Origin of the sequence: Bacteroides sp. HMSC067B03 (assembly GCF_001811315.1) — a bacterium.
GTDB classification, from domain to species: Bacteria; Bacteroidota; Bacteroidia; order Bacteroidales; family Bacteroidaceae; genus Bacteroides; species Bacteroides faecis.
Genome location: NZ_KV804283.1, coordinates 60,663 through 83,862 on the forward strand (window position 1 = coordinate 60,663; position 23,200 = coordinate 83,862).

15 protein-coding genes are annotated in these 23,200 nt (G+C 46.6%); 5 read left to right on the top strand and 10 right to left on the bottom strand.

The window, feature by feature from the left end; all coding sequences use genetic code 11:
• Window positions 1–40 precede the first annotated feature (40 nt).
• The 7 genes from HMPREF2794_RS03445 to HMPREF2794_RS03470 form a co-directional block, all read right to left on the bottom strand.
• Window positions 41–1,501, bottom strand: a complete 1,461-nt coding sequence (locus HMPREF2794_RS03445) for a catalase (protein WP_010539149.1) — start codon at window positions 1,499–1,501, stop codon at window positions 41–43.
• A 425-nt stretch (window positions 1,502–1,926) separates the two neighbouring features.
• Complete coding sequence (locus HMPREF2794_RS03450; protein ID WP_010539148.1) at window positions 1,927–3,261, bottom strand: NADP-specific glutamate dehydrogenase; 1,335 nt, start codon at window positions 3,259–3,261, stop codon at window positions 1,927–1,929.
• A 164-nt stretch (window positions 3,262–3,425) separates the two neighbouring features.
• Window positions 3,426–3,602, bottom strand: a complete 177-nt coding sequence (locus HMPREF2794_RS28395) for a hypothetical protein (protein ID WP_010539147.1) — start codon at window positions 3,600–3,602, stop codon at window positions 3,426–3,428.
• A complete protein-coding gene (locus HMPREF2794_RS03455) occupies window positions 3,599–5,890 on the bottom strand; it encodes an NADP-dependent malic enzyme (RefSeq protein WP_010539146.1) in 2,292 nt (763 codons plus the stop codon). The genes HMPREF2794_RS28395 and HMPREF2794_RS03455 overlap by 4 nt, the downstream gene beginning before the upstream one ends.
• 282 nt (window positions 5,891–6,172) lie before the next feature.
• Window positions 6,173–7,786 (bottom strand): hypothetical protein, encoded by a 1,614-nt coding sequence (locus HMPREF2794_RS03460; RefSeq protein WP_070750912.1) that lies wholly within the window; start codon window positions 7,784–7,786, stop codon window positions 6,173–6,175.
• 3 nt (window positions 7,787–7,789) lie between these two features.
• Window positions 7,790–8,824 (bottom strand): HlyD family secretion protein, encoded by a 1,035-nt coding sequence (locus HMPREF2794_RS03465; RefSeq protein WP_010539144.1) that lies wholly within the window; start codon window positions 8,822–8,824, stop codon window positions 7,790–7,792.
• 59 nt (window positions 8,825–8,883) lie between these two features.
• Entirely contained in the window at window positions 8,884–10,203 is a 1,320-nt protein-coding gene (locus HMPREF2794_RS03470) for a TolC family protein (RefSeq protein ID WP_070750914.1), read from the bottom strand.
• Between the two features lie 438 nt (window positions 10,204–10,641).
• On the opposite strand from HMPREF2794_RS03470, the gene HMPREF2794_RS03475 reads away from it, so the two are divergent.
• Window positions 10,642–11,841, top strand: a complete 1,200-nt coding sequence (locus HMPREF2794_RS03475) for a multidrug effflux MFS transporter (RefSeq protein WP_010539142.1) — start codon at window positions 10,642–10,644, stop codon at window positions 11,839–11,841.
• Between the two features lie 6 nt (window positions 11,842–11,847).
• Here the strand turns inward: HMPREF2794_RS03475 and HMPREF2794_RS03480 are convergent, their stop codons facing one another.
• Window positions 11,848–12,696: a helix-turn-helix domain-containing protein gene (locus HMPREF2794_RS03480; RefSeq protein WP_010539141.1), complete on the bottom strand. Its 849-nt coding sequence runs from the start codon at window positions 12,694–12,696 to the stop codon at window positions 11,848–11,850.
• Window positions 12,697–12,854: 158 nt separating this feature from the next.
• Here HMPREF2794_RS03480 and HMPREF2794_RS03485 point away from each other — a divergent pair, with 158 nt between their 5' ends.
• The 3 genes from HMPREF2794_RS03485 to HMPREF2794_RS03495 are packed head-to-tail and all read left to right on the top strand — an operon-like array spanning window position 12,855 to window position 18,584.
• On the top strand, window positions 12,855–13,997 hold the full coding sequence (locus HMPREF2794_RS03485) for an efflux RND transporter periplasmic adaptor subunit (protein ID WP_029425683.1): 1,143 nt from the start codon (window positions 12,855–12,857) through the stop codon (window positions 13,995–13,997).
• A gap of 18 nt (window positions 13,998–14,015) precedes the next feature.
• Window positions 14,016–17,213, top strand: coding sequence for an efflux RND transporter permease subunit (locus HMPREF2794_RS03490; RefSeq protein WP_010539139.1), 3,198 nt, complete (start codon window positions 14,016–14,018; stop codon window positions 17,211–17,213).
• A gap of 6 nt (window positions 17,214–17,219) precedes the next feature.
• Window positions 17,220–18,584: a TolC family protein gene (locus HMPREF2794_RS03495; protein WP_070750916.1), complete on the top strand. Its 1,365-nt coding sequence runs from the start codon at window positions 17,220–17,222 to the stop codon at window positions 18,582–18,584.
• 151 nt (window positions 18,585–18,735) lie between these two features.
• On the opposite strand, the gene HMPREF2794_RS03500 is transcribed toward HMPREF2794_RS03495, so the two are convergent.
• Window positions 18,736–21,222, bottom strand: coding sequence for a heavy metal translocating P-type ATPase (locus HMPREF2794_RS03500; RefSeq protein WP_070750918.1), 2,487 nt, complete (start codon window positions 21,220–21,222; stop codon window positions 18,736–18,738).
• 83 nt (window positions 21,223–21,305) lie between these two features.
• Complete coding sequence (locus tag HMPREF2794_RS03505) at window positions 21,306–21,881, bottom strand: helix-turn-helix domain-containing protein (protein WP_171033394.1); 576 nt, start codon at window positions 21,879–21,881, stop codon at window positions 21,306–21,308.
• A gap of 604 nt (window positions 21,882–22,485) precedes the next feature.
• Here HMPREF2794_RS03505 and HMPREF2794_RS03510 point away from each other — a divergent pair.
• On the top strand, window positions 22,486–23,200 hold a 715-nt coding region (locus HMPREF2794_RS03510), incomplete at its 3' end, for a tyrosine-type recombinase/integrase (protein WP_070750924.1).

Genomic DNA, 23,200 nt, shown 5'->3' on the forward strand with positions numbered 1-23,200 from the left:
GGAAACATGCTCTTTCTTTTACAAACGATATACTGTTCTTTTATTCTTTCAAGGCTTCTTGCAGATTAATGCCTAATGCTTTGGCAACTCCGGCACCGTATGCCGGATCTGCCTTGTAGCAGTTGCGTGTGTGGCGTTGTTTGATGAATAGTTCCGAATCACCCATGGCACGGGCTGTGTTTTCAAACAACAGTTGCTGTTCGTCTGCCGGCATCAGTCGGAACAGGTCACCCGGCTGGCTATAATAGTCATCATCATATTCGCGTTCATTGTAATTGTAAATCTCGCCTGTTACTTTGAGAGGCGGTTCTTTCATATGAGGAGAGTCTTTCCATTCTCCGTAGCTGTTGGGTTCGTAGCCTTTGGCTGCGCCGTAGTTGCCGTCTACACGCATCGCTCCGTCGCGGTGGTAAGCGTGGAAAGGACAGCGGGGTTTATTCACCGGGATCTGTTCCGAATTTACTCCGAGGCGGTAACGCTGCGCGTCACCGTAAGAGAACAGACGTCCCTGTAACATCTTGTCTGGTGAGAATCCGATGCCATCTACGGTATTGATAGGGTTGAAAGCGGCTTGCTCTACATCTGCGAAATAGTTTTCCGGATTACGGTTCAGTTCCAGAATACCCACGTCTTGTAGCGGGAAGTCTTTGTGTGGCCATACTTTGGTCAGGTCGAACGGATTGATGCGGTAATTGTCCGCTTCCTCTTCCGTCATCAGCTGAATCTGGAACAGCCATTTCGGATAGTCTCCCTTTTCGATGCTTTCAAAAAGGTCGCGTTGATGAGATTCACGGTCTTTGGCAATGATAGCTTCCGCTTCCTGATCGGTCAGATTTTTGATTCCCTGCATTGTACGCAGGTGGAATTTTACCCAGATACGTTGGTTGTCCGCATTGATAAAGCTGTATGTATGACTTCCGAATCCGTGCATGTGGCGGTAAGAATAAGGGATACCGCGAGGACTCATGGTGATAGTTACCTGATGTAAGGCTTCGGGTAGAAGCGTCCAGAAATCCCAGTTGCTGTTGGGACTGCGCATGTTTGTTTTAGGGTCGCGTTTGATGGCATGATTCAAATCGGGGAATTTGAGGGGGTCACGTAAGAAAAACACGGGGGTATTGTTACCGACTAAATCCCAGTTACCTTCTTCGGTGTAGAATTTCATTGCAAAACCACGGATATCGCGTTCGGCATCTGCTGCTCCGCGCTCTCCGGCTACGGTAGAAAAACGGACGAAACATTCTGTTTGCTTTCCGACTTCGCTAAAGATAGCTGCACGGGTGTACTTCGTGATGTCATGCGTAACGGTAAATGTTCCGAAAGCTCCCGAGCCTTTGGCATGCATACGTCTTTCCGGAATTACTTCACGATCAAAATGAGCAAGCTTTTCGATAAGCCATGGATCTTGTAACATGACAGGTCCGCGTTGACCTGCGGTTTGCGAATTCTGATTGTCGGCAATGGGACGACCATTCGCGGCAGTTAGTTTTTTTTCTTCCATAAAATAGATGTTAGTCGGAGGAAAAGTTTAAATAAACCGAAGTCTCTTTATTCTTTTATCCGGGTTTATAATATGTAACAAAGATAGATCGATTTTGCTTGCTTGTCAAACTGATATTTTCTATATAAAGATAGAAAATAACTATGAATAATCTTTAAAGTCTCCGATATTTTTTTTCAAGTACATCTTTCACCCGGACCGAGTACTTCATTCACTTCTTTCTTCTACATCATCCATAGAGATGAAGTACTTCCTGCCGTCTGCTCTTCTATATGCTTTCCCGCACTCTTCTACATGCTTTCCTGCACTCTTCTACTTGTTTTTCCACTGTCTGCATTGGGGTATGAAAAAACTCCCGCTCTTCCTTTCGGAAGGCGGGAGCCTTTATCTTAAAAAATGACTATAGCTTTCTTATATTTTGCTGATTATACGATACCTTGAGCCATCATAGCTTTCGCCACCTTCATGAATCCGGCTACGTTAGCACCTTTCACATAGTTTACATATCCGTCGGCTTCAGTACCATACTGAACGCAGGCTTCGTGGATATTCTTCATGATGCTCTTCAGCTTTTCGTCTACTTCTTCAGCGCTCCAGCTCAGTTTGATAGAGTTCTGAGTCATTTCAAGACCTGATACAGATACACCACCAGCGTTAGCAGCTTTACCCGGAGCGTACAGAATCTTAGCGTCCTGGAATACTTTGATAGCTTCCGGAGTAGAAGGCATGTTTGCACCTTCAGATACAGCCATACAGCCGTTTGCTACCAACTGACGGGCGTGGTCGCCGTTCAATTCGTTCTGAGTGGCAGAAGGCAGTGCGATATCGCATTTTTCACCCCAAGGTTTAGCTCCTTCTACATATTTGCAGCCGTATTTCTCTGCGTATTCACGGATACGTCCACGGTACAGATTCTTCAGTTCCATGATGTAATCCAGTTTTTCGCGGTCGATACCGTCCGGATCGTAGATGTAACCGTCAGAGTCGGAGCAAGTTACTACTTTACCGCCCAGTTCGATCACTTTTTCGATGGTATATTGAGCTACGTTACCCGAACCGGAAACGAGACATACTTTACCTTTCAGGTCAGTACCTTTGGTTTTCAGCATTTCCATCAGGAAGTAGATGTTACCGTAGCCGGTAGCTTCCGGACGAATCAGTGAACCACCGAATTCACGGCCTTTACCAGTGAATGTTCCGGTAAATTCGTGAGCCAGCTTCTTGTACATACCGAACATGAATCCTACTTCGCGGCCACCAACACCGATGTCACCGGCAGGTACGTCAGTTTCGGGACCGATGTGACGCCACAGTTCCAGCATGAATGCCTGTACGAAGCGCATTACTTCAGCGTTTGACTTACCACGTGGAGAGAAGTCGGAACCACCTTTACCACCACCCATCGGCAGTGTAGTCAGTGAGTTTTTGAATGTCTGCTCAAAGGCAAGGAATTTCAGGATTGAAAGGTTTACAGATGCGTGGAAACGGATACCGCCTTTGTACGGGCCGATAGCGTTGTTGTGCTGAACACGGTAGCCCATGTTGGTCTGAATATTACCTTTGTCGTCCATCCAAGTTACACGGAACTGAAATACTCTATCAGGGATACACAGGCGTTCGATTAAGTTTACTTTATCAAATTCCGGGTGTTTGTTGTATTCTTCTTCAATAGTAGAAAGTACTTCCTCTACTGCCTGATGATACTCTGGTTCATTGGGGAACCTTCTTTTCAGATCGTCTAATACCTTTGCTGCATTCATAATCTTTTTTTCTTTTATTGGTTGATTAAATTTCGATTATCTATTTCTTTTATGCGGTTGCAAAAGTAAAGATAAAAATTGAACTAGCAAACATTTTATAAAGAAAAATGCAATAAAACATCAAATTTGATATTTTATTGCATTAAAACTCGGAAAAAAGATATTTATTTATTCTTTTTTATCGACTTATAGACGGGAATAAAGACTAATGCTGCCGAAATGACAAGCATTACTATCGTCATACCGTCAATACGTTCGGCTTTTGTCAGAACTAAATAGCAAAGCGCCAGCCAAAGCAGGCTGACGCAAACTATTTGTGATTTTGATAGCGGTCTTCTCATTTGCTTTCCTTTTTCTTCTTGTCAACGATAGCGTCAATCACGGCTACGGCTGTGATGTTCACGATGTCGCGGACTGAGCTTTCAAAGTCAGTGAAATGAATAGGCTTGTTCAGTCCCATCTGGATAGGGCCGATAAATTCTGTATCGGGGTCCATGGCCTGTAGCAGTTTGTATCCGGCATTGGCGGAGCTCAGGTTCGGGAAGATCAGCGTATTCACGTCTTTACCTTTCAGGCGGGTGAACGGATACTTGGCGTCGCGGAGTTCGCGGTTCATGGCAAAGTTCACCTGCATTTCACCGTCGATGGCCAGTTCGGGATATTCCTTCTGCATGTAGCTTACTGCTCCGTGCACTTTGACAGGACTGCCGGAAGTATCGGCGCCGAAGTTGGAGTACGACAGCATCGAGATGACCGGTGTATGGTTGAAGAAACGTACCGTCTTGTCAGCCAGCTTGGCGATGTCGATCAGGGTTTCCGTATCCGGGTGACGATTGATTAAGGTATCTGCCAAGAAGTAAGTACCTTTCTTGGAGTTAAGAATGTGCATCGTTCCGAAGTGGTTGAATCCGGGCTGGATGCCGATTACTTCTTTGGCCACTTTGATGGTATTGCTGTATCTTGTATAAAGTCCGGTGATAAATGCGTCTGCGTCTCCGGTTTCTACCATCATCATACCGAAGTAGTTGCGTTCGAACATCTTGTCGTTGGCTTCTTCGTAAGTAAAGCCTTCGCGGGCACGTTTTTCCGCAAGGATACGTGAGTAGCGTTCGCGGCGTTCCGATTCGTCCGGATGACGGAGGTTGACGATTTCGATGCCTTCCAGACTCAGGTCGAGTTCTTCGGCAAGTTTACCGATTGCTTCGTCGTTTCCTAACAAGATAGGGTGGCAGATGCCTTCGGCTTTCGCTTCGACGGCAGCTTTCAGCATGTTGGGGTGGATACCTTCGGCAAATACGACACGTTGCGGGCTGCGGCGGGCAGTGTCATAAAGCTGGCGGGTCAGTTTGGATTCGTATCCCATCAGTTCGCGCAAGTGTACGCAGTAAGCGTCCCAGTCTTTGATTTCCGTGCGTGCCACTCCGCTTTCCATGGCTGCTCTCGCTACGGCACAGGAAACTTCGGTGATGAGGCGCGGGTCTACCGGTTTCGGGATGAAGTATTCCGGACCGAAAGAGAGGTTATTCACATGATATGCTGCGTTTACTACATCGGGTACAGGCTGTTTGGCCAGGTTGGCGATGGCGTGTACTGCTGCGATTTTCATTTCTTCGTTGATTGCTTTCGCGTGCGTGTCGAGTGCGCCACGGAAGATGTACGGGAATCCGATCACGTTGTTGATCTGGTTGGGATAGTCGGAACGTCCGGTGGCCATCAGTACGTCGGGGCGGGCGTTCATTGCTTTTTCGTAAGTAATTTCCGGATCGGGGTTTGCCAGTGCGAAGACGATCGGCATCGGAGCCATGCTGCGCACCATATCCTGGCTCAGTACGTTGCCTTTGGACAGGCCGAGGAATACGTCTGCGCCTTTGATTGCTTCTTCCAGCGTGTGGATATCCGTGCGGTCTGTGGCAAAATATCTCTTCTGTTCGTTGAGGTCGGTACGTGTCTTGCTGATAACGCCTTTGCTGTCCAGCATGACGATGTTTTCGAGACGTGCCCCCAGCGATACATATAATTTAGTACAAGATACGGCAGATGCTCCGGCACCGTTAACAACGATTTTTACATCTTCGATTTTCTTTCCGGCTACTTGCAGGGCATTTACCAGTCCGGCACTGGAGATGATAGCGGTTCCGTGCTGGTCATCGTGCATCACAGGGATGTCGAGTTCTTCTTTCAGCCGGCGTTCGATTTCAAAACATTCGGGAGCCTTGATGTCTTCCAGATTGATTCCACCGAAAGTAGGGGCGATTGCTTTTACGGCAGCGATGAATTTCTCAGGGTCTTTTTCGTCCACTTCGATGTCGAATACGTCGATACCTGCGTAGATTTTGAAAAGCAGTCCTTTGCCTTCCATCACCGGTTTGCCGCTCAGTGCGCCTATATCACCCAGTCCGAGTACGGCTGTACCGTTCGAAATGACAGCTACCAGATTGCCTTTTGCCGTGTATTTATAAGCGTCTTGCGGGTTTTTCTCTATTTCGAGGCAAGGCTCTGCCACACCGGGAGAGTATGCAAGTGATAAATCGGTTTGTGTACTGTAAGGTTTGGTAGGAACTACCTCGATCTTACCGGGTTTGCCCTGTGAATGGTAGAGCAAAGCGGCTTCTTTGGTTATTTTAGCCATGGTATTGGTATTTTTATTAATAAGTTATCATTTGGCTGCAAATGTAGGAATAAAAGTTATACATTGTAGTCTTTAGATGATAAATTCTATTAATTTTATAGCAAAATGACTGATTCTGCACAAACAAACGTTACGGAAATAGTTTGTTTTCCGGCGGATGGCGGGAGGGAAGTGCTATAAGCCGCAGGTTATTTTCTGCTATAATATAAAGGAGTACAAGATGCTATCCGCCCATCTGTACTCCTTATATATATGATCGTTATTTTGAGAAGGTAATAATAGTTATTCCTTTTTTCCGGGCGGTGTATGTGTGGTGCGCCAGAATGTGTTTTTCACTTCACGCGCCACGTCTTTCCAGCTCGGCATGCTCTTCAGCGAACGGCGGACCGGGAAATCATAAAGTAGCAACAGCAGAAACAGGAAGATGCAGGCATAAGCCACCCATCCATAAATCTGTTTGATACTGACTTCCATCATCTGACTGATAAATTCTTCCATGTAATGACCGAGATTGAACGGATTGCTGCTGAACGACACGTGATCGATTGCCGATCCGTAACGTGCCAGATTATCCGGGACGTAGTAAGCCAGTCCTTGTGCATAGACTGCGCCGCCCAGTACGCCTCCGATTACCATGTGGAGCATGTTGAACACACCTAACCCCTGAAAGAAATGCTGGAAAGTCATGATCTCTTCCAGGCACACCATAAAGGTGGCGCTCAATACGGCATAAGCGAAGCCACGGCAGATGGTCGGCAGGTAGAGTTGTGAAATATGTATGTCGGTGGAAAGCGTCAGATAAAATCCTACCAGATAACCGGTCAGTCCGATGAATCCGACGATGACGAGACGTACATAGTTATACCGTTTGATATGCATCCACCAATAGGAGAATACGCAACCGGCTACGATCCCGATGATGGCGAACCAATTTAGCTGTACGCTTACCAGTTCTTCATACTTCATTACTTCTTCGTAGAAGACCTCTTCCAGCACATGCTCGGTTGCCAGAAACGCTTCCACCAGCGTGACCAGTCCCAGCAAAGGCCAGTAATGGCGATAAGTCCACATTTTAGGTTCGAGAAAGGGATGGCGGATGGTCATCATCCGCCAGATGCAGAATCCCAGAGTGATCAGGATAGCTATCGTCAGTTGACGGATCACCGGACTGTTCCACCAGTCGTACCAGTCGCCGTAATTAAAGAGAAAAGCGATTTCGGCAAGTAAGGCGGCCCAAAGTGCTCCGCCCAGCCAGTCGATGCCGAACAGCGGAAACTTGCGCATGAACCGGAAATGCTTGATACAAGTGGTTTGTATCAGTAGAACGATCAGCATCAGTCCTGCGATGAACAGGTTCATGTAAGTCCAGTGATAATGAAACATTAGATAGGTCGTGATCAGGTCGGACAACTGGATACTGCCGAGAATGACGATATGAAGCCACGGAAAGAAAACTGTGAAATCACGCTTGGGCGTCATCCATAACTGAATGTTGGACATACATTCGAAAGTTCCCTGAATCTTGCACATTCCTTCGATGAAGCATATCAGCCACAACAGCGGAAGGAAAGTGATGTGCGGCGCTATCAGGTTGCAGAGTAGCACTCCCAGTGCAGCGGACGTAAGCAGTGTCTTGTTGGTAAAACGGAACTTCATACGGAACAACAGAGGGAAGTAGATTGCCATTCCTGCCAGATTGGCGTACATACACATCAGGATATCCTCGCGCATCACTGCCATGCCGCCGATCATATGGTTCAATGCCCCCAAATATACTCCTCCCGAAAGCTGGAAGGTGACGGCGATGAAGAGATAGATCCACGGTTGCATCTTCCGCGGCACAAAGCTGCGGAACATCGGCATCACGAAAGGACCATTTAAAACAGGTGCTCCCATACGTTAATATTTTACCTCACATTCTATGTTAAAACCGGCACGCAAGCGTTTCAAGTCTTCCGGTTTGTTTCCTTTCAGACTGATACGGACCGGAATACGCTGTTCCACTTTGACAAAGTTGCCGGTAGCATTGTCTTGCGGTATCATAGAGAAGGCTGCCCCTGTCGCGTCGGAAATAGATTCTACACTCCCCCGAAAAGTGACGTCGGGCACTGCATCTGCCGTCATCTCCACTTCGGCACCTTCTCTGATGTTGGAGAGTTGTGTTTCGCGGTAGTTGGCTATCACCCACAGGTCGCGGCTGTCTACAATGTCGACCATTGTTTGTCCGGGCTGAACCAGTTGTCCTTCCAGAATCGCTTTCTTTCCGGTGGTACCGTCACATGGAGCGGTGATTACGGTATACGAAAGATTCAGGCGGGCAAGTTCTAATGCCGCTTCCGCCACACGGACACCTGCTTCATTCTGTCCCAGTCGATGAGTCTGCTCGCTCTTGACCAGAGACGTTGACTGCTTGGCACGGGATACTTGCTCGTAGCGTGCTTTGGCGGCTTCGTAAGCGGTGTGTACGTTGTCATATTGTTGTTTGGTCACTGCATCTTCTTGTAGCAACTTCTCGAAACGGTTCAGTTCTCGTCTGGCGTTCTCCATTTGTACGCGTACCTCTTCGATACTTGCGTCGTTCACACTCAGATTGTTCTGGGTGGTGGCGATTCCTATGGTGGTGGCTTGCCGTCCTGCGGTTGCATTGGCAAGGTCTGCTTCCGCCTGAGCCACCCGGAGGCGGAATTCGGTATCTTCGATGATGACGAGCGTATCGCCTTTGCGTACCTGCTGATACTCTGCGAAACATATCTTCTTGATGAATCCCGGTACACGGGTGTTGATCGGGGTGATGTGTTGTTTCACCTGTGCATTGTCGGTATATTCGATATTTCCCAGATGGATGAATCGGGAACAAACATAAATGATACCTCCGGTGAGGAAGCAAAGAATAAGAATATTGTATATCAGCTTTTGAGCTTTTCTTGCAATCATGATGAGTCTGTTTTTAAGGGGTTGAATTTGACTGAATTATTCTCTGACGAGATGTTTCTTTAAAGTGTATGAGTAATGTATTTCATCTTGTAGTAACTGTAGACTACGTTGATACGCGCGTTGACCAGTCCCAGGTCGGCACTCAACTTCATGTTGCTTGCATCGAGCATATCGGTGAGCAGGGCCAGGTCATTTTTGTAGCGGTTGCTGGTCACGTTGTAGTTCTGATTGGCCAGTTCCACACTTTTTTCCTGAGTGCGGAGGTCGGTGAATGAGGTCAGGAAATTGACGTAATTAGCCTGCACGCTGTTTTCTATCTGCTCTTGTGCCAATGAATACTCTTCCTGTGCTTTTCGCATATTCAGTTTTGCCTGACGCACCTTTTTATTGTTTTTGAACAACGAAGAAAGGTTGTATTTTATCCCGACTCCCACATACCAGTAGTTGAAGTTATTGTCCAGTACGGGAACTTCGATAGTAATGGGTCCGTCCAGATGTTCTCCGGCTACGAGCGCTATTTTAGGAAGAAGCTCCGAGCGTTCCAGCTTCACTTTCTGCTTGTTCATCTGAATGGCCAGTTGTGCCTGTTGCAAACCTACATTGCTTTGGGTAGCCAGCAGTTGCCAGTCATTTTCCGCCAGTGCCTTGACTTCTTCGTCCAGCAATGTAGAGTCGGGGACTATTTCTGTGCCGGCTGGCAGGTGGAGGGTAGTCACCAATTGGTGGTTTATAATCTTGCAGGCATCCTGCACTTTGGCGAGTTGTAGCTTCAGCGTTTCTTTCTGGAGTTCATAGCGGGTGATATCATTTTTTAGAGCCGTTCCTTGCGTACGTCTGGCTTCCATGTTGTGAATCACTTGCTCCGTCAGATCAAGGTTTTTCTGTAATACTTGAATCTGATTGTTCAGCTTGTATAAATCCAGATAGTAACCGGTCAGAAGAAAACGTATCTCCTGACGATTTTTCTGCCAGTCCAATGTAGCCATCTGTTGTCCGAGTTCCGCCAGAGTGATGCTGCTGTTGATAGCTCCGCCCGCGTAAATGACCTGTTGGGCTTCCAAGGCAAAGTTGTTGCCGAAGTGAGGCATGGGAATGTTCTGTCCGTTTTTAAAGTCACGGTCCCACAGATATCCGTCGCCCAGATAGCTGAACGAGAGCGAAGCTCCGATGTCCGGCAGTCGTTGGGACTTGGCGGCTTTCAATGCTTCATCCGCCGTTTCTTTTCCCGTTTTATACGTTTGAATACTCTGACTGTTCTCGTCTGCCAGACGGAACATTTCATTAGTGCCCAAAACTTTCCTGCCAGACGTTTGGGCAAACACTCCCTGGCTGCACAGTGCTGCGCATAGCGGCACTATGAGCCATCTTTTTTTGCTCATAAAGTGAAAAAGAAATTTAGTTGATAATGGTAAATATACGCTCCTATATCACGTGACTCCCTGAGAAGGAATTATCGTTTCGCGTCGTGGCGAGTAGTTTTATGAGAATTATCAAATCTGTGCAGATACACCCCAACCGTGGAAATCATGCATTTTATTCTTATAACGAATGGCTATTTGATAATATCTTAGTTTCATCTTGATACCTGTTTTCTGTTTTTCGTTTTGCAAAATTATGAAAAATATCAGGTAAGTTGTAACGCTGTATATATGTAAATATAATGTTTTTTAACGATTGTGCGGAAAGATATGATTGGGGGAAGAGACGGACGAAAAACATAAAAGTGTTCTGAAAAGGTCCGGTTTTGTTCGCATTATGTTTGTAGAAAGATACCGGGAATCATCTACCTTTGCCCCCGGAATAAAAAACAATAGATTATGACTGCAATAAATAAAGAGAACTCAAAAGTGTTTTTGCTGACACTGTTGGGCATGTTATCGGCATTCGGTCCTTTTGTGACGGATATGTATTTACCTAGTCTGCCGGCCATGGCAGACTATTTTTCTGCCAGTTTGCCGATGGTTCAGATGGGACTGACAACCAGTATGATCGGGCTGGCACTGGGACAAATCTTTTTTGGTCCGCTGAGTGATAAATATGGCAGGCGCCCGTTATTATTAGTTTCGATGGTGCTGTTTATTGTGTCCACGCTGCTTTGTCTTTTTGCACCGGATATTTATTCGTTTGTCACTTTACGGCTGATACAAGGTGTAGCAGGGGCGGGGGGAATTGTGATTTCCCGTTCGGTAGCCACCGATAAGTTTTCGGGAAAGGAACTGGCTAAAATGCTGGCTGTGATCGGAGCGATCAATGGAGTGGCTCCTGTGGCTGCTCCGGTCATCGGAGGATTGTTGACAGGAAGCGTAGGCTGGCAGGGTATTTTTATGATTCTGCTGTTCATCGGGATTTTGCTGGGTATCGGATGTATCCGCTTTAAGGAGTCCTTGCCCACTGAGAAACGTTCCAAGACGGGTGTCTTTGCTACTTTCCGGAGTTTCGGCATCATTGTTCATAACCGTCGTTATATGCTCTATGTACTTCAGCTGGCTTTTGCGCAGGGCATCCTGTTTGCCTATATCGCCTCTTCTCCTTTTATCATCCAGCAACATTACGGGTTTTCTCCTTTTGCCTTCAGCATCTGCTTTGCCGTGAATGCTGTGGCTATCGGAGTGGCTGCCGCCATATCAGTGAAATTCCGCCGGACCGAGAATGGAACACTGACCGGATGCATTGGTATGCTGGTGTTTGCGATCCTTCAGATGGCGGCACTCTATAGCGGCTGTGGCTTTTGGACGTACGAACTGCTTATGTTTGCATTGCTCTTTATGATGGGACTGACTTTCACAGCCTCTACCACTCTGGCGATGGATTGCGAACGCAGATATGCAGGAGCTGCTTCCGCTTTGCTGGGTGCACTCTGTTTCGCATCCGGAGGCATCGTTTCTCCATTGGTCGGACTGGGAGATATCCTCCTGTCTACCGGAGTAACTTTTGTGGTTTGTGCTGTTTGTTCACTGCTGTGTGCATTGTGGGCAGTGAAACGAACAGCGTTGAAGGTTGCGGTATGCCGTACTTAATCCATCCTACATGGCATATTTATTTTGATATTCTCTGGGTGATATTCCCTCATGCCGCTTGAAGTATCTTCCCAGATACGACTGGTCCGGAAAACCGAGCTGGTCGGCTATATCCTGCATGGTCAGATCGGTTGACTGGAGCAATACCTTTATCTCCAGAATAGCAAAATCATCAATGATCTTCTTCGCCGAATCTCCCGTCACGCTACGGCAGATGCCTGTCAGATACTTGGTGGAGATACAGAGTTTATTGGCATAGAACGTAACTTCCCGTTGCGAAATACAGTTTTCGTGCACTAATGCGACGAAGTTCTTGAATATTTCATCTTGGCGGCTTCCTCCTTCTATTTCGTGTTTATCGAAGTAGCGATAATATTTGTCGTAAATATCGAGCATGAAAGATTGAAGATGATTTTTCGCGATTTGGTTTCTGAAACGATTTTCGCGGTCGTTGTAGATAGCAGTCGTTGCGCGTATCAATCCACGGATAGCTCCGGTATTTTCTTCGGGGAGCACGTAGCAGGGATGCTCTTTTATAAACCGGAAGAAGATAGGCTCGAAGCGGAGGCAGGCTTCCCGGAACATTTCTTTAGGAAATCCGAAGAAAGAAGCGGTGAAGTCACTGCTACTGCCATTGATACGGATAATGGTTCCGGGCAGGAGTACCAGCTGGGTATTGGGTACTATTTCATAATCTTTCAGATCAATCGTGACATGAGCCCAGCCGTTATGGCAAAAATAAATGGCTCCTCCTTCCAGCTTCCATAGATGGTGCATGATTGGAGATAAATTTTCATCAAGTCCGGCAGCGAACGGTTCGCGCATGATAGCAAGGATAGAGTCTCTCTGTTTCATATCTTCTTCTCTTTTTGTCGGTAAAAATAGGACTTTTTCACTAAATATCGCTCATGTTGTTCTGAAAATGAACAAAACTGGAAACACTAAGACCAGTTTTCTATGGTGGAAACAGTCTACCTTTGCCGCGATCAAAAATCTTAATAGGTAATAATAAAATGAGTAAAAAGGTATGTAATGTCAAGCAAGGGCTATTGTTGCTCTGCTGTCTGGTTGCCGCTACAGGTTGTAAGCAGGCATCACCCACACAAATGGAAACAGAATATGAAGTGATGACTGTTGCTCCGGCAGACCGGATGATTTCGAGCGCTTATTCGGCGGCTATCCGTGGACGTCAGGATATTGATATTTATCCGCAGGTAGGAGGTACGCTGACGAAAGTGTGCGTGACGGAAGGTCAGCGCGTAAAAAACGGACAAACGTTGTTTATAATTGACCAGGTGCCGTATGAAGCTGCATTGCAGACGGCAGTGGCAAACGTAGAGTCCGCTAAGGCTTCTCTGGCTACGGCACAACTGACTTATGAAAGCAAAGAGGAACTGTATAAGGAGAATGTAGTTTCCTCATTCGATCTGAGTACGGCAAAAAACTCTCTGCTGGCTGCCAAAGCGCAACTGGCGCAGGCGAAAGCACAAGAAGTGAGTGCCCGTAATAATCTGTCTTATACGGTAGTGAAAAGTCCGGCGGACGGTGTGATAGGTACATTGCCTTATCGGGTAGGCGCATTGGTTAGTTCCAATATCGCCGAACCTTTGACCACCGTTTCCGACAATTCGGATATGTACGTTTACTTCTCGATGACGGAAAACCAACTGCTGGGATTGATCCGCCAGTATGGTTCTAAAGAAGAAGCATTGAAGAATATGCCGACTATCAGTTTGCAGCTGAATGATAAGTCCGATTATCCGCAGCAGGGCCAGATCGAGTCTATCAGTGGCGTCATCGACCGTTCGACGGGTACTGTCAGCCTGCGTGCCGTATTCCCCAATAAAGAGGGATTGCTGCATAGCGGTGGTGCCGGTAATGTCATATTTCCCGTGCAGAAAACCGGAGCTATCGTGATACCGCAAGGAGCTACGTTCGAAATCCAGGACAAGAGATATGTATACAAAGTAGTAGATGGCAAGGCACAATCCAATCAGGTGCAGGTGACCCGCGTCAATGGCGGTCGGGAATTTATTGTAGATGAAGGACTGGTTTCGGGAGATGTGATTGTAACGGAAGGTGTAGGATTGCTTCGCGAGGGTACGCCAATCAAGGCAAAGACAGCTCAGGCCGCTACGACAACTACTGAAAATTAAACAAAGGAGGAATTATCCATGAATTTAAGAACCTTTATTGAACGTCCGGTATTATCGGCAGTCATTTCTATAACGATTGTCGTTGTGGGCATCATCGGGTTGTTCAGTCTGCCCGTTGAACAATATCCCGATATAGCTCCGCCTACCATTATGGTGAGTACCACCTATTATGGTGCAAGTGCGGAAACGTTACAGAAGAGTGTTATTGCACCTTTGGAAGAAGCCATCAATGGGGTGGAAGACATGACCTATATGACTTCTACAGCAACGAATTCCGGTACGGTAAGTATTACCGTTTACTTTAAGCAGGGGACAGACCCGGATATGGCGGCTGTCAACGTGCAGAACCGTGTATCGAGAGCCACAGGACAGCTTCCGGCGGAAGTGACGCAGGTCGGTGTAACGACTTCCAAGCGTCAGACGAGTATCTTGCAGATGTTCTCTCTGTTCAGCCCGGACGACAGTTACGATGAAAACTTCCTTTCCAACTATATCAGTATCAACCTGAAACCGGAGATTCTTCGTGTCTCGGGTGTAGGCGACCTGATGGTGATGGGAGGTGAGTACAGTATGCGTGTGTGGATGAAACCGGACGTGATGGCACAGTATAAACTGATTCCGTCTGATATCACCACCGTACTTGCCGAACAGAATATCGAATCGGCTACCGGTTCGTTTGGTGAGAACTCAAACGAAACCTATCAATATACGATGAAATATAAAGGACGTCTGATCACTCCGGAAGAGTTTGGAGATATTGTCATCCGTTCTACGGACAACGGCGAAGTATTGAAGCTGAAAGACATTGCCGATATACAACTGGGACAGGATAGTTATGCCTATCATGGTGGTCTCGACGGTCATCCGGGTGTTTCGTGTATGATATTCCAGACGGCAGGTTCCAATGCGACCGAAGTCAATCAGAATATTGACAAACTGCTCGAAGAAGCCCGCAAAGACCTTCCGAAGGGAGTGGAACTGACACAGATCATGAGTTCGAATGACTTCCTTTTCGCTTCTATTCATGAGGTGGTGAAGACCTTGATCGAGGCTATCATTCTAGTTATTCTTGTGGTATATGTCTTCTTGCAGGACTTCCGTTCTACCTTGATTCCTCTGGTGGGAGTGATTGTTTCGCTGATTGGTACGTTTGCTTTCATGGCTATGGTAGGTTTCAGTATCAATCTGCTTACGCTGTTCGCGCTTGTGCTGGTGATCGGTACGGTGGTGGATGATGCGATTATTGTCGTCGAGGCGGTGCAGGCACGGTTCGACGTAGGGTACAGGTCGTCCTACATGGCAAGTATCGATGCCATGAAAGGTATCAGTAATGCTGTTATCACCTCTTCACTGGTGTTTATGGCGGTATTTATTCCGGTATCTTTTATGGGAGGTACTTCCGGTACGTTCTATACCCAGTTTGGTCTGACGATGGCGGTTGCCGTTGGTATTTCCGCTGTCAATGCGTTGACGCTGAGTCCGGCATTGTGCGCATTGCTGCTGAGGCCTTATATTAACGAAGACGGTACGCAGAAGAATAATTTTGCGGCACGTTTCCGTAAGGCTTTCAACTCGGCTTTCGATATCATGGTAGAGAAATATAAGAATGTCGTGTTGATCTTTATCAAACGCAGATGGTTGGCATGGTCGTTGCTGGCTTGCTCCGTAGTGTTGCTTGTATTCCTGATGAATACGACAAAGACGAGTCTGGTGCCGGACGAAGACCAGGGTGTGGTATTCGTCAATGTAAGTACAGCGGCAGGTAGCTCGCTGACCACGACCGATGAGGTGATGGAACGCATCGAAAAGCGCCTGATGGATATTCCGCAGATAGCACACGTGCAGAAAGTGGCCGGTTACGGATTGTTGGCAGGGCAGGGAAGCTCGTTTGGTATGTTGATTCTGAAACTGAAACCGTGGGACGAGCGTCCGAATGATGAGGATAACGTGCAGGCAGTCATCGGCCAGGTATATGGTCGTACGGCGGATATCAAGGATGCCAGTGTCTTCGCTATTTCTCCGGGTATGATTCCGGGTTATGGTATGGGTAATGCGCTGGAACTTCACATGCAGGATAAGATGGGCGGTGATATCAACGAGTTCTTTACCACTACCCAGCAATATCTGGGTGCATTGAACCAGCGTCCGGAGATTGCGATGGCATATTCTACGTTCGACGTACGCTATCCGCAATGGACGGTAGAGGTGGATGCTGCCAAGTGTAAACGGGCAGGTATTACACCGGATGCTGTGCTGAGCACATTGTCGGGCTATTATGGTGGTCAGTATGTGTCCAACTTCAATCGTTTTTCTAAAGTATATAGAGTGATGATTCAGGCTGACCCTCAATTCCGTCTGGATGAATCTTCACTGGATAATGCTTTTGTACGTATGTCGAATGGTGAGATGGCACCGCTGAGCCAGTTTGTAACGTTGACACGCAGTTACGGTGCAGAGTCGCTGAGCCGCTTCAATATGTACAACTCTATTGCGGTGAATGCGATGCCGGCAGACGGATACAGTACCGGTGATGCTATCAAAGCCGTACAGGAAACGGCGGTACAGGCTCTTCCGAAGGGGTATGGCTATGATTATGGAGGCATCACCCGTGAAGAGAACCAGCAGAGTGGTACGACGGTGATCATCTTCGGAATTTGCTTCCTGATGATCTACCTCATCCTGAGTGCGTTGTATGAGAGCTTTATTATTCCGTTCGCTGTTCTTCTGAGCGTACCTTGCGGATTGATGGGAAGCTTTCTCTTCGCATGGATGTTCGGACTGGAGAATAACATTTACTTGCAGACAGGTTTGATTATGCTGATCGGTCTGCTGGCTAAGACAGCTATCCTGCTGACGGAATATGCGGCGGAACGCCGTAAGGCAGGTATGGGACTGATTGCTTCTGCTGTCAGTGCGGCTAAAGCCCGTCTCCGTCCGATTCTGATGACAGCGTTGACGATGATTTTCGGTCTGTTCCCTCTGATGATGTCCAGTGGGGTAGGAGCAAACGGTAACCGTTCGTTGGGTACAGGTGTAGTCGGTGGTATGACTATCGGTACATTGGCATTGCTATTCATCGTGCCTACCTTGTTTATCGCCTTCCAGTGGTTGCAGGAACGTTTGCGCCCTATGCAGAGTGCCCCTACGGAAGACTGGCAGATTGAGACAGAAATCAAAGTAAGTGAAGAAGAGAAGTCTAAAGCAGGAAAGGAATAATTGACAATGAAGAAAATAATCATCTTATCCGCAGCAACGCTGGTACTAAGCAGTTGCGGTATATACAATAAATACAAACCGGTATCGGAAGTTCCCGAGGGACTCTACGGCAGCGAGACAGTCGCTGCCACCGATACGACAAACTTCGGAAACCTCTCGTGGAAAGAGGTGTTTACCGATCCATATTTACAGAATCTCATTGATTCGGCTTTGGTACGCAACACCGATATGCAGACTGCTCATCTGCGTGTGAAGGAAGCGGAGGCATCGCTGATGACATCCAAGTTATCTTATCTGCCTTCGTTGTTTCTGGCTCCGGAAGGGGCTGTGAGCAGCTTCGACCGTGGAAAGGCTACGCAGACTTATTCGTTGCCGGTGACTGCTTCGTGGGAACTGGATATCTTTGGAAAAGTGACTACAGCCAAACGCCGTGCAAAAGCCGCTTACGAACAGAGCAAGGAGTATGAACAGGCAGTGAAGACACAACTGGTATCTTCCGTGGCAAATACTTATTATACTTTGCTGATGCTTGATTCTCAATACGAGATTGCAGCTGCTACCGAATCGGCCTGGAAAGAGAGCGTGAGAGTGGCCCGTGCCATGAAGAATGCCGGTATGATGAACGAGGCAGGACTGGCACAGACAGAGGCTACCTATTATAATATCTGTACGACGGTGCTCGATTTGAAAGAACAAATCAACCAGGCGGAAAACTCAATGGCTTTGCTGTTGGCGGAAACACCTCACGGCATACAGCGTGGAAAACTGGAAAACCAGCAGTTGCCGGAAGACTTCTCCGTAGGTATTCCTCTGCAGATGCTTTCCAATCGTCCGGATGTGCGTAGTGCGGAGTTCTCACTAGCACAGGCTTTCTATACAACGAATGCTGCCCGTGCCGCTTTCTATCCTTCTATCACGTTGAGTGGCAGTGCCGGATGGACTAACAGCGCCGGAAGCATGATTATCAATCCGGGTAAGTTTCTCGCTTCTGCCGTGGCTTCTCTGACACAACCTTTATTTAATAAAGGGGCTAACATTGCCCAGCTGAAAATAGCGAAAGCACAACAGGAAGAAGCCCGCCTCAGCTTCGAACAGACACTGCTGAATGCGGGAGTGGAAGTCAACGAAGCACTGGTGCAATATCAGACAGCGCGGGACAAGGCCGCTTTCTACGACAAGCAGGTTACTTCTTTGCAGACGGCAGCCAAGAGTACCAGCCTTCTGATGAAACATGGAGACACCACTTATCTGGAAGTGTTGACAGCCCAACAGACGCTGTTGAATGCAAAACTTTCTAAAGTAGCGAATCGCTTCACCGAAATCCAGGGTGTGATTACTTTGTATCAGGCTTTGGGCGGCGGTAGAATGTAAAGAGGCATGTATGCGCTTTTACGAGGACTTTTTTAAGTGGATGGTATTCGTTATATTGACGGGCACCTGAATACTGATAAATTCAATGTTTGTGTATTAGAGAAAAGGCGTGCCTGTTATTAACAGCGCACGCCTTTTTATGATCATCCGGTTATTCATGTAACTGATAATCTCCGGCTTTATCTGATACGACTTGTTGCAACTCTTCAAGCGGCATTTCGTCTTTATCGAACTCAACAGTAGCTACCGGAGGGTTCAGTGTTACGACGGCTTTTACTCCATCGATGCTGTTAAGTGCTTTTTCGACATGTGTGCGACAGTTGTTGCACATCATTCCTTCTACTTTAAAATTCTTCTTCATGTTTTCTTTATTTATTGGTTCAACTTCATTGATGGGTACCACTTCTTTTTCTGCTGGTGGCACCTCTGTCTTTCTCTGGATTTTCTTCCCTTTCAGACGCAGGCTGTTGGCCACCACACTTACGCTGCTGAATGCCATGGCAGCACCTCCAATCATCGGATTCAGAAGGAATCCGTTAAGCGGGTAGAGGATACCTGCCGCAATGGGCACTCCAATCAGATTATATATAAATGCCCAGAATAGGTTCTGATGAATGGTTCTCACCGTGAGCTGGGATAAGCGAATCGTTTCCGGGATTTTCATCAGATCGGACGACAGGATAGTAATCATTGCGGTATCCATTGCTATGTCACTTCCTTTTCCCATGGCGATACTCAGGTCTGCCTGTGCCAGAGCTGCGCTGTCATTAATACCATCGCCTACCATCGCCACCTTCTTGCCCTCCTGTTGCAATTGCTTTATAAAGAGAGCCTTGTCCTGTGGAAGTACACTTGACTTATAATGTCCGATAGCTGCCTTCTGCGCTATTTCTCTGGCGGTGTCTTCATTGTCTCCTGTCAGCATGTAGACTGTAATTCCCATTTTCCGTAATCTGCGGATGGCTTCTTTTGAAGTCGATTTCATCTGATCTGTTATAGCGATCACCGCTATTGCTTTCGTAGAATGACCAAACCAGATAACCGTTTTTGCCTCTTTATGCCAGATGTCTGCCTGTTGCTGTAATTCTTCATCCGGATAAACTCCGTTGGCAATCAGTAAATCAGAGTTTCCCACATAATAGGTTTCATTATCGACCGTTCCTTTTATACCTTTTCCCGGGATATTCTCAAAACCTGTGACGGGGATGGCTGTCTCATTCTTCCATTCATTTACAACAGCTTCCGCAAGCGGATGTTCGGACAAACGTTCCAGACTATATAATATATTTCCGGTCTCTTCCGTTCCTTTGCTCCATAAGCTGTTTACAACAATGGGATGACCTTCGGTGATGGTCCCGGTTTTATCGAGCACCACTGCATCTATCTTCCGTGCGACTTCCAGGCTGGTGGCGTCTTTTATCAGGATTCCCTGTTCCGCTCCCTTGCCTATTCCTACAATCAGTGCCGTCGGAGTGGCCAGTCCCAATGCGCAGGGACAGGCAATTATGAGTACGGTAACCATTGCCAGCAGTCCGTGTGTGAAGCCTTCCGTAGGTGCAAACAATATCCAGATGATAAACGACAGAACCGCTATTCCTATAATGACAGGTACAAAGATTCCTGCGATTTTATCTACCAGCTTCTGGACCGGCGCTTTACTTCCCTGCGCATCCTGTACCATGCGGATAATCTGTGCCAGCATCGTGTCCGATCCTGTCTTATCCGTCCTGAAACGAAAAGCTCCTTTCTGATTGATAGTACCTGCATATACCTTTTCGCCGGTCTGCTTGTGTACCGCTACCGGTTCACCGCTCAGCATACTTTCATCTACGTACGATTCGCCGATTGTCACTGTTCCGTCTACTGCTATGCGTTCTCCCGGTTTGACGGCAATGATATCGCCGATACGGGCTTTCTCAATCGGAACAGTCCGTTCGCCCGATTCGGTGATGATAGTGACGGTTTTAGGCTGTAGCCCTATCAGCTTTTTGATGGCGGTCGATGTGTTTTGTTTAGCCCGTTCTTCCAGTAATCTGCCTAGCAGGATGAAGGCGATAATCATACTTGCCGCCTCAAAGTAAAGATGCGGAGATACGCCTCGCGATAACCAGAAATCGGGAAAAAGCAGGTTGAATACACTGAACAGATAAGCTATTCCGGTGCTGATGGCTACCAGTGTATCCATGTTTGAAGATCCATGTTTTAATTGTTTCCACGCATGGACGTAGAAACTGCGTCCGAAGCCCAGAACCACGATTGTAGATAGAATCCACACTATATATTTCATCAGTGTGAGCTCGGAAAACCACATGCTGATTACCATAACAGGCACTGCCAATGCTACCGCTCCGATTGTTTGGGTTTTCAGTGACTGGTACCTTTTCGCATGTGCTTGTTCCGCCTCTTCGTTGGTGTCATTGCCTGTATCTGTCAGCAAATCGTATCCGGCATTCTGTACCGCTGTTTTCAATGACTGATCCGAACATTCGTCAGAATCATAAACCACCTGTGCGCTGGCTGTTGCATAATTGATAGTTGCTTCGCATACGCCCGGCTGGGCATTTAGTACCTTATCTATTCTGGCTGCACATGACGCGCAGCTCATTCCTGTGATCTGATATGTTTTTTTAGTTTTCATACGCTTTCCCTTTTTTTATTCTTTGCAAAGGTAAGGCGTAAGATGCGGAGGGTTGTTACAGAATTATGGATATGATTTATATCTTATATTTCATCCAACGGTTCCCGTTTATGTTCCTTGAGCTGCTTGAACTGGCTGGGTGTCATACCGGTCATATTACGAAATTGGGTACTTAGATGTGCAACGCTTGAGTATTGCAGCAGGTCGGCTATTTCACTGATGGAGAGTTCATCGTAGATAAGCAACTCTTTGATTCGTTCCACTTTCTGGGCAATATAGTACTTCTCTATGCTGACTCCGTTGACTTCGGAAAACAATTTGCTCAGAAAACTATAGTCGTAGTGGCATTTCTCTTTTAAGTATTCGGACAATTTAAGTTTGGAGGCATTATCTTCGTAATGTACCAATTCGATGATTGCAGTCCGAATCTGTTCGATGATGCGCATACGTTTATCGTCAATCCATTCGAATCCGTATTTTTCGAGCGCTTCTTTGATGTTTTTCCAATCATCGGGTTTTAGCTCCTCTTGTACGACAGCCTTGCCCAGTTCCACATTGAGAGGAGTGAGGTGCAGTCCTTTGAGCATTTCCGTTACAACCAGTACACAACGGTTGCAAACCATGTTTTTAATCAGGATAATGTGATTCTGCTCTGCCATAATACTACCTTCATTTAATTAATCAGATTCTAAAAGATGCGTTTCAGTAAGTTTGCAGGAAACAAACCTGTCTGCAAAAGTACGGATTTAAAAAGAAAATCAGCGTTTTTAGTTTGAGATACTCCGTATTTCATTCTTTATTCGTCTCTTTTTTTGCAGAAATACCCAATGTTTGATGAACAGGTGAATTACAACTTGGAAACTCCTATAAGAGTACTTCCGGATAAGTACAAGACTTACTTGTGAGAAGTACTTAAGTTGCCTGGTGCTAGTACTACGTTTGAGTCGGAGATGTACAACATTTGCATGAAAGATGTACTACTTTTACTCCGTGCTATTATACAGCTATTTTCTGCATTCAGCCGCTATCCCCTTCTATGAAGGCATTTGCGAATGAAGCTGAAAGGGCTGAATGCGAAGTGTCAGTACTTTGCTAGTAAATGCACCTTTTGATGTAGCTGATCTGATACCGAACAAATTTATCTCTATCTTTGTCTTATTAATATTTGGAGAATAGAAAGTAAAGGTACCGTTGGAGAAGTTGCGGGAAAGGGAATTAACTTCTTCAAAAATGGTCTTTAGTATTATCTTAACTAGTAGAAAAATGGGGAATTTAATTTCATTTATGAAAGAAGTAGCCAATGGGCTGCGGGAAAGTGGGAATTATGGGACTGCCCACATTTACAGAAGTAGCATGAGTGCTGTCATTTCATTCCATGGAAGTGATAAACTTCCTTTCAGGAAAGTTACTCAGGAGTTTCTTAAAAGTTTCGAATCGTATTTGCGGGGAAGAAATTGTAGTTGGAATACCGTTTCTACCTACATGCGTACATTGCGGGCAGTGTATAACCGGGCGGTCGACCGCCATATTGCGCCTTATGTGCCCCATCACTTCCGGTATGTTTATACAGGAACGCGCGCGGACAGGAAACGTGCACTCGATAAGGAAGATATGGAACGTTTGATGAAAGAACTTCCGAAACGATTGTGTCAGGAAAATAAAGAGTTGCAGCGTACGCGTGCGCTATTCTTTTTGATGTTTTTACTTCGTGGAATTCCGTTTGTGGACCTTGCCTATCTGAAAAAGCACGATATGGATGGAAACACAATCACTTACCGTCGTAGAAAGACCGGTAGATTATTGACCGTAACTCTGGTGCCGGAAGCCATGAAGCTGATAAAGCGGTATATGAACACCGATCCGGCTTCTCCTTATCTTTTTTCACTGATTACCAGTGGAGAAGGGACAGAAGCAGCCTATAAAGAATATCAGCTGGCACTGCGTAATTTTAATTATCAGTTAATGATTTTGAAACAGG

Coding starts and splice junctions, on each gene's coding strand:
- HMPREF2794_RS03445 (WP_010539149.1), bottom strand. CDS start 1,501: ATGGAAGAAAAAAAACTAACTGCCGCGAATGGTCGTCCCATTGCCGAC.
- HMPREF2794_RS03450 (WP_010539148.1), bottom strand. CDS start 3,261: ATGAATGCAGCAAAGGTATTAGACGATCTGAAAAGAAGGTTCCCCAAT.
- HMPREF2794_RS28395 (WP_010539147.1), bottom strand. CDS start 3,602: ATGAGAAGACCGCTATCAAAATCACAAATAGTTTGCGTCAGCCTGCTT.
- HMPREF2794_RS03455 (WP_010539146.1), bottom strand. CDS start 5,890: ATGGCTAAAATAACCAAAGAAGCCGCTTTGCTCTACCATTCACAGGGC.
- HMPREF2794_RS03460 (WP_070750912.1), bottom strand. CDS start 7,786: ATGGGAGCACCTGTTTTAAATGGTCCTTTCGTGATGCCGATGTTCCGC.
- HMPREF2794_RS03465 (WP_010539144.1), bottom strand. CDS start 8,824: ATGATTGCAAGAAAAGCTCAAAAGCTGATATACAATATTCTTATTCTT.
- HMPREF2794_RS03470 (WP_070750914.1), bottom strand. CDS start 10,203: ATGAGCAAAAAAAGATGGCTCATAGTGCCGCTATGCGCAGCACTGTGC.
- HMPREF2794_RS03475 (WP_010539142.1), top strand. CDS start 10,642: ATGACTGCAATAAATAAAGAGAACTCAAAAGTGTTTTTGCTGACACTG.
- HMPREF2794_RS03480 (WP_010539141.1), bottom strand. CDS start 12,696: ATGAAACAGAGAGACTCTATCCTTGCTATCATGCGCGAACCGTTCGCT.
- HMPREF2794_RS03485 (WP_029425683.1), top strand. CDS start 12,855: ATGAGTAAAAAGGTATGTAATGTCAAGCAAGGGCTATTGTTGCTCTGC.
- HMPREF2794_RS03490 (WP_010539139.1), top strand. CDS start 14,016: ATGAATTTAAGAACCTTTATTGAACGTCCGGTATTATCGGCAGTCATT.
- HMPREF2794_RS03495 (WP_070750916.1), top strand. CDS start 17,220: ATGAAGAAAATAATCATCTTATCCGCAGCAACGCTGGTACTAAGCAGT.
- HMPREF2794_RS03500 (WP_070750918.1), bottom strand. CDS start 21,222: ATGAAAACTAAAAAAACATATCAGATCACAGGAATGAGCTGCGCGTCA.
- HMPREF2794_RS03505 (WP_171033394.1), bottom strand. CDS start 21,881: ATGGCAGAGCAGAATCACATTATCCTGATTAAAAACATGGTTTGCAAC.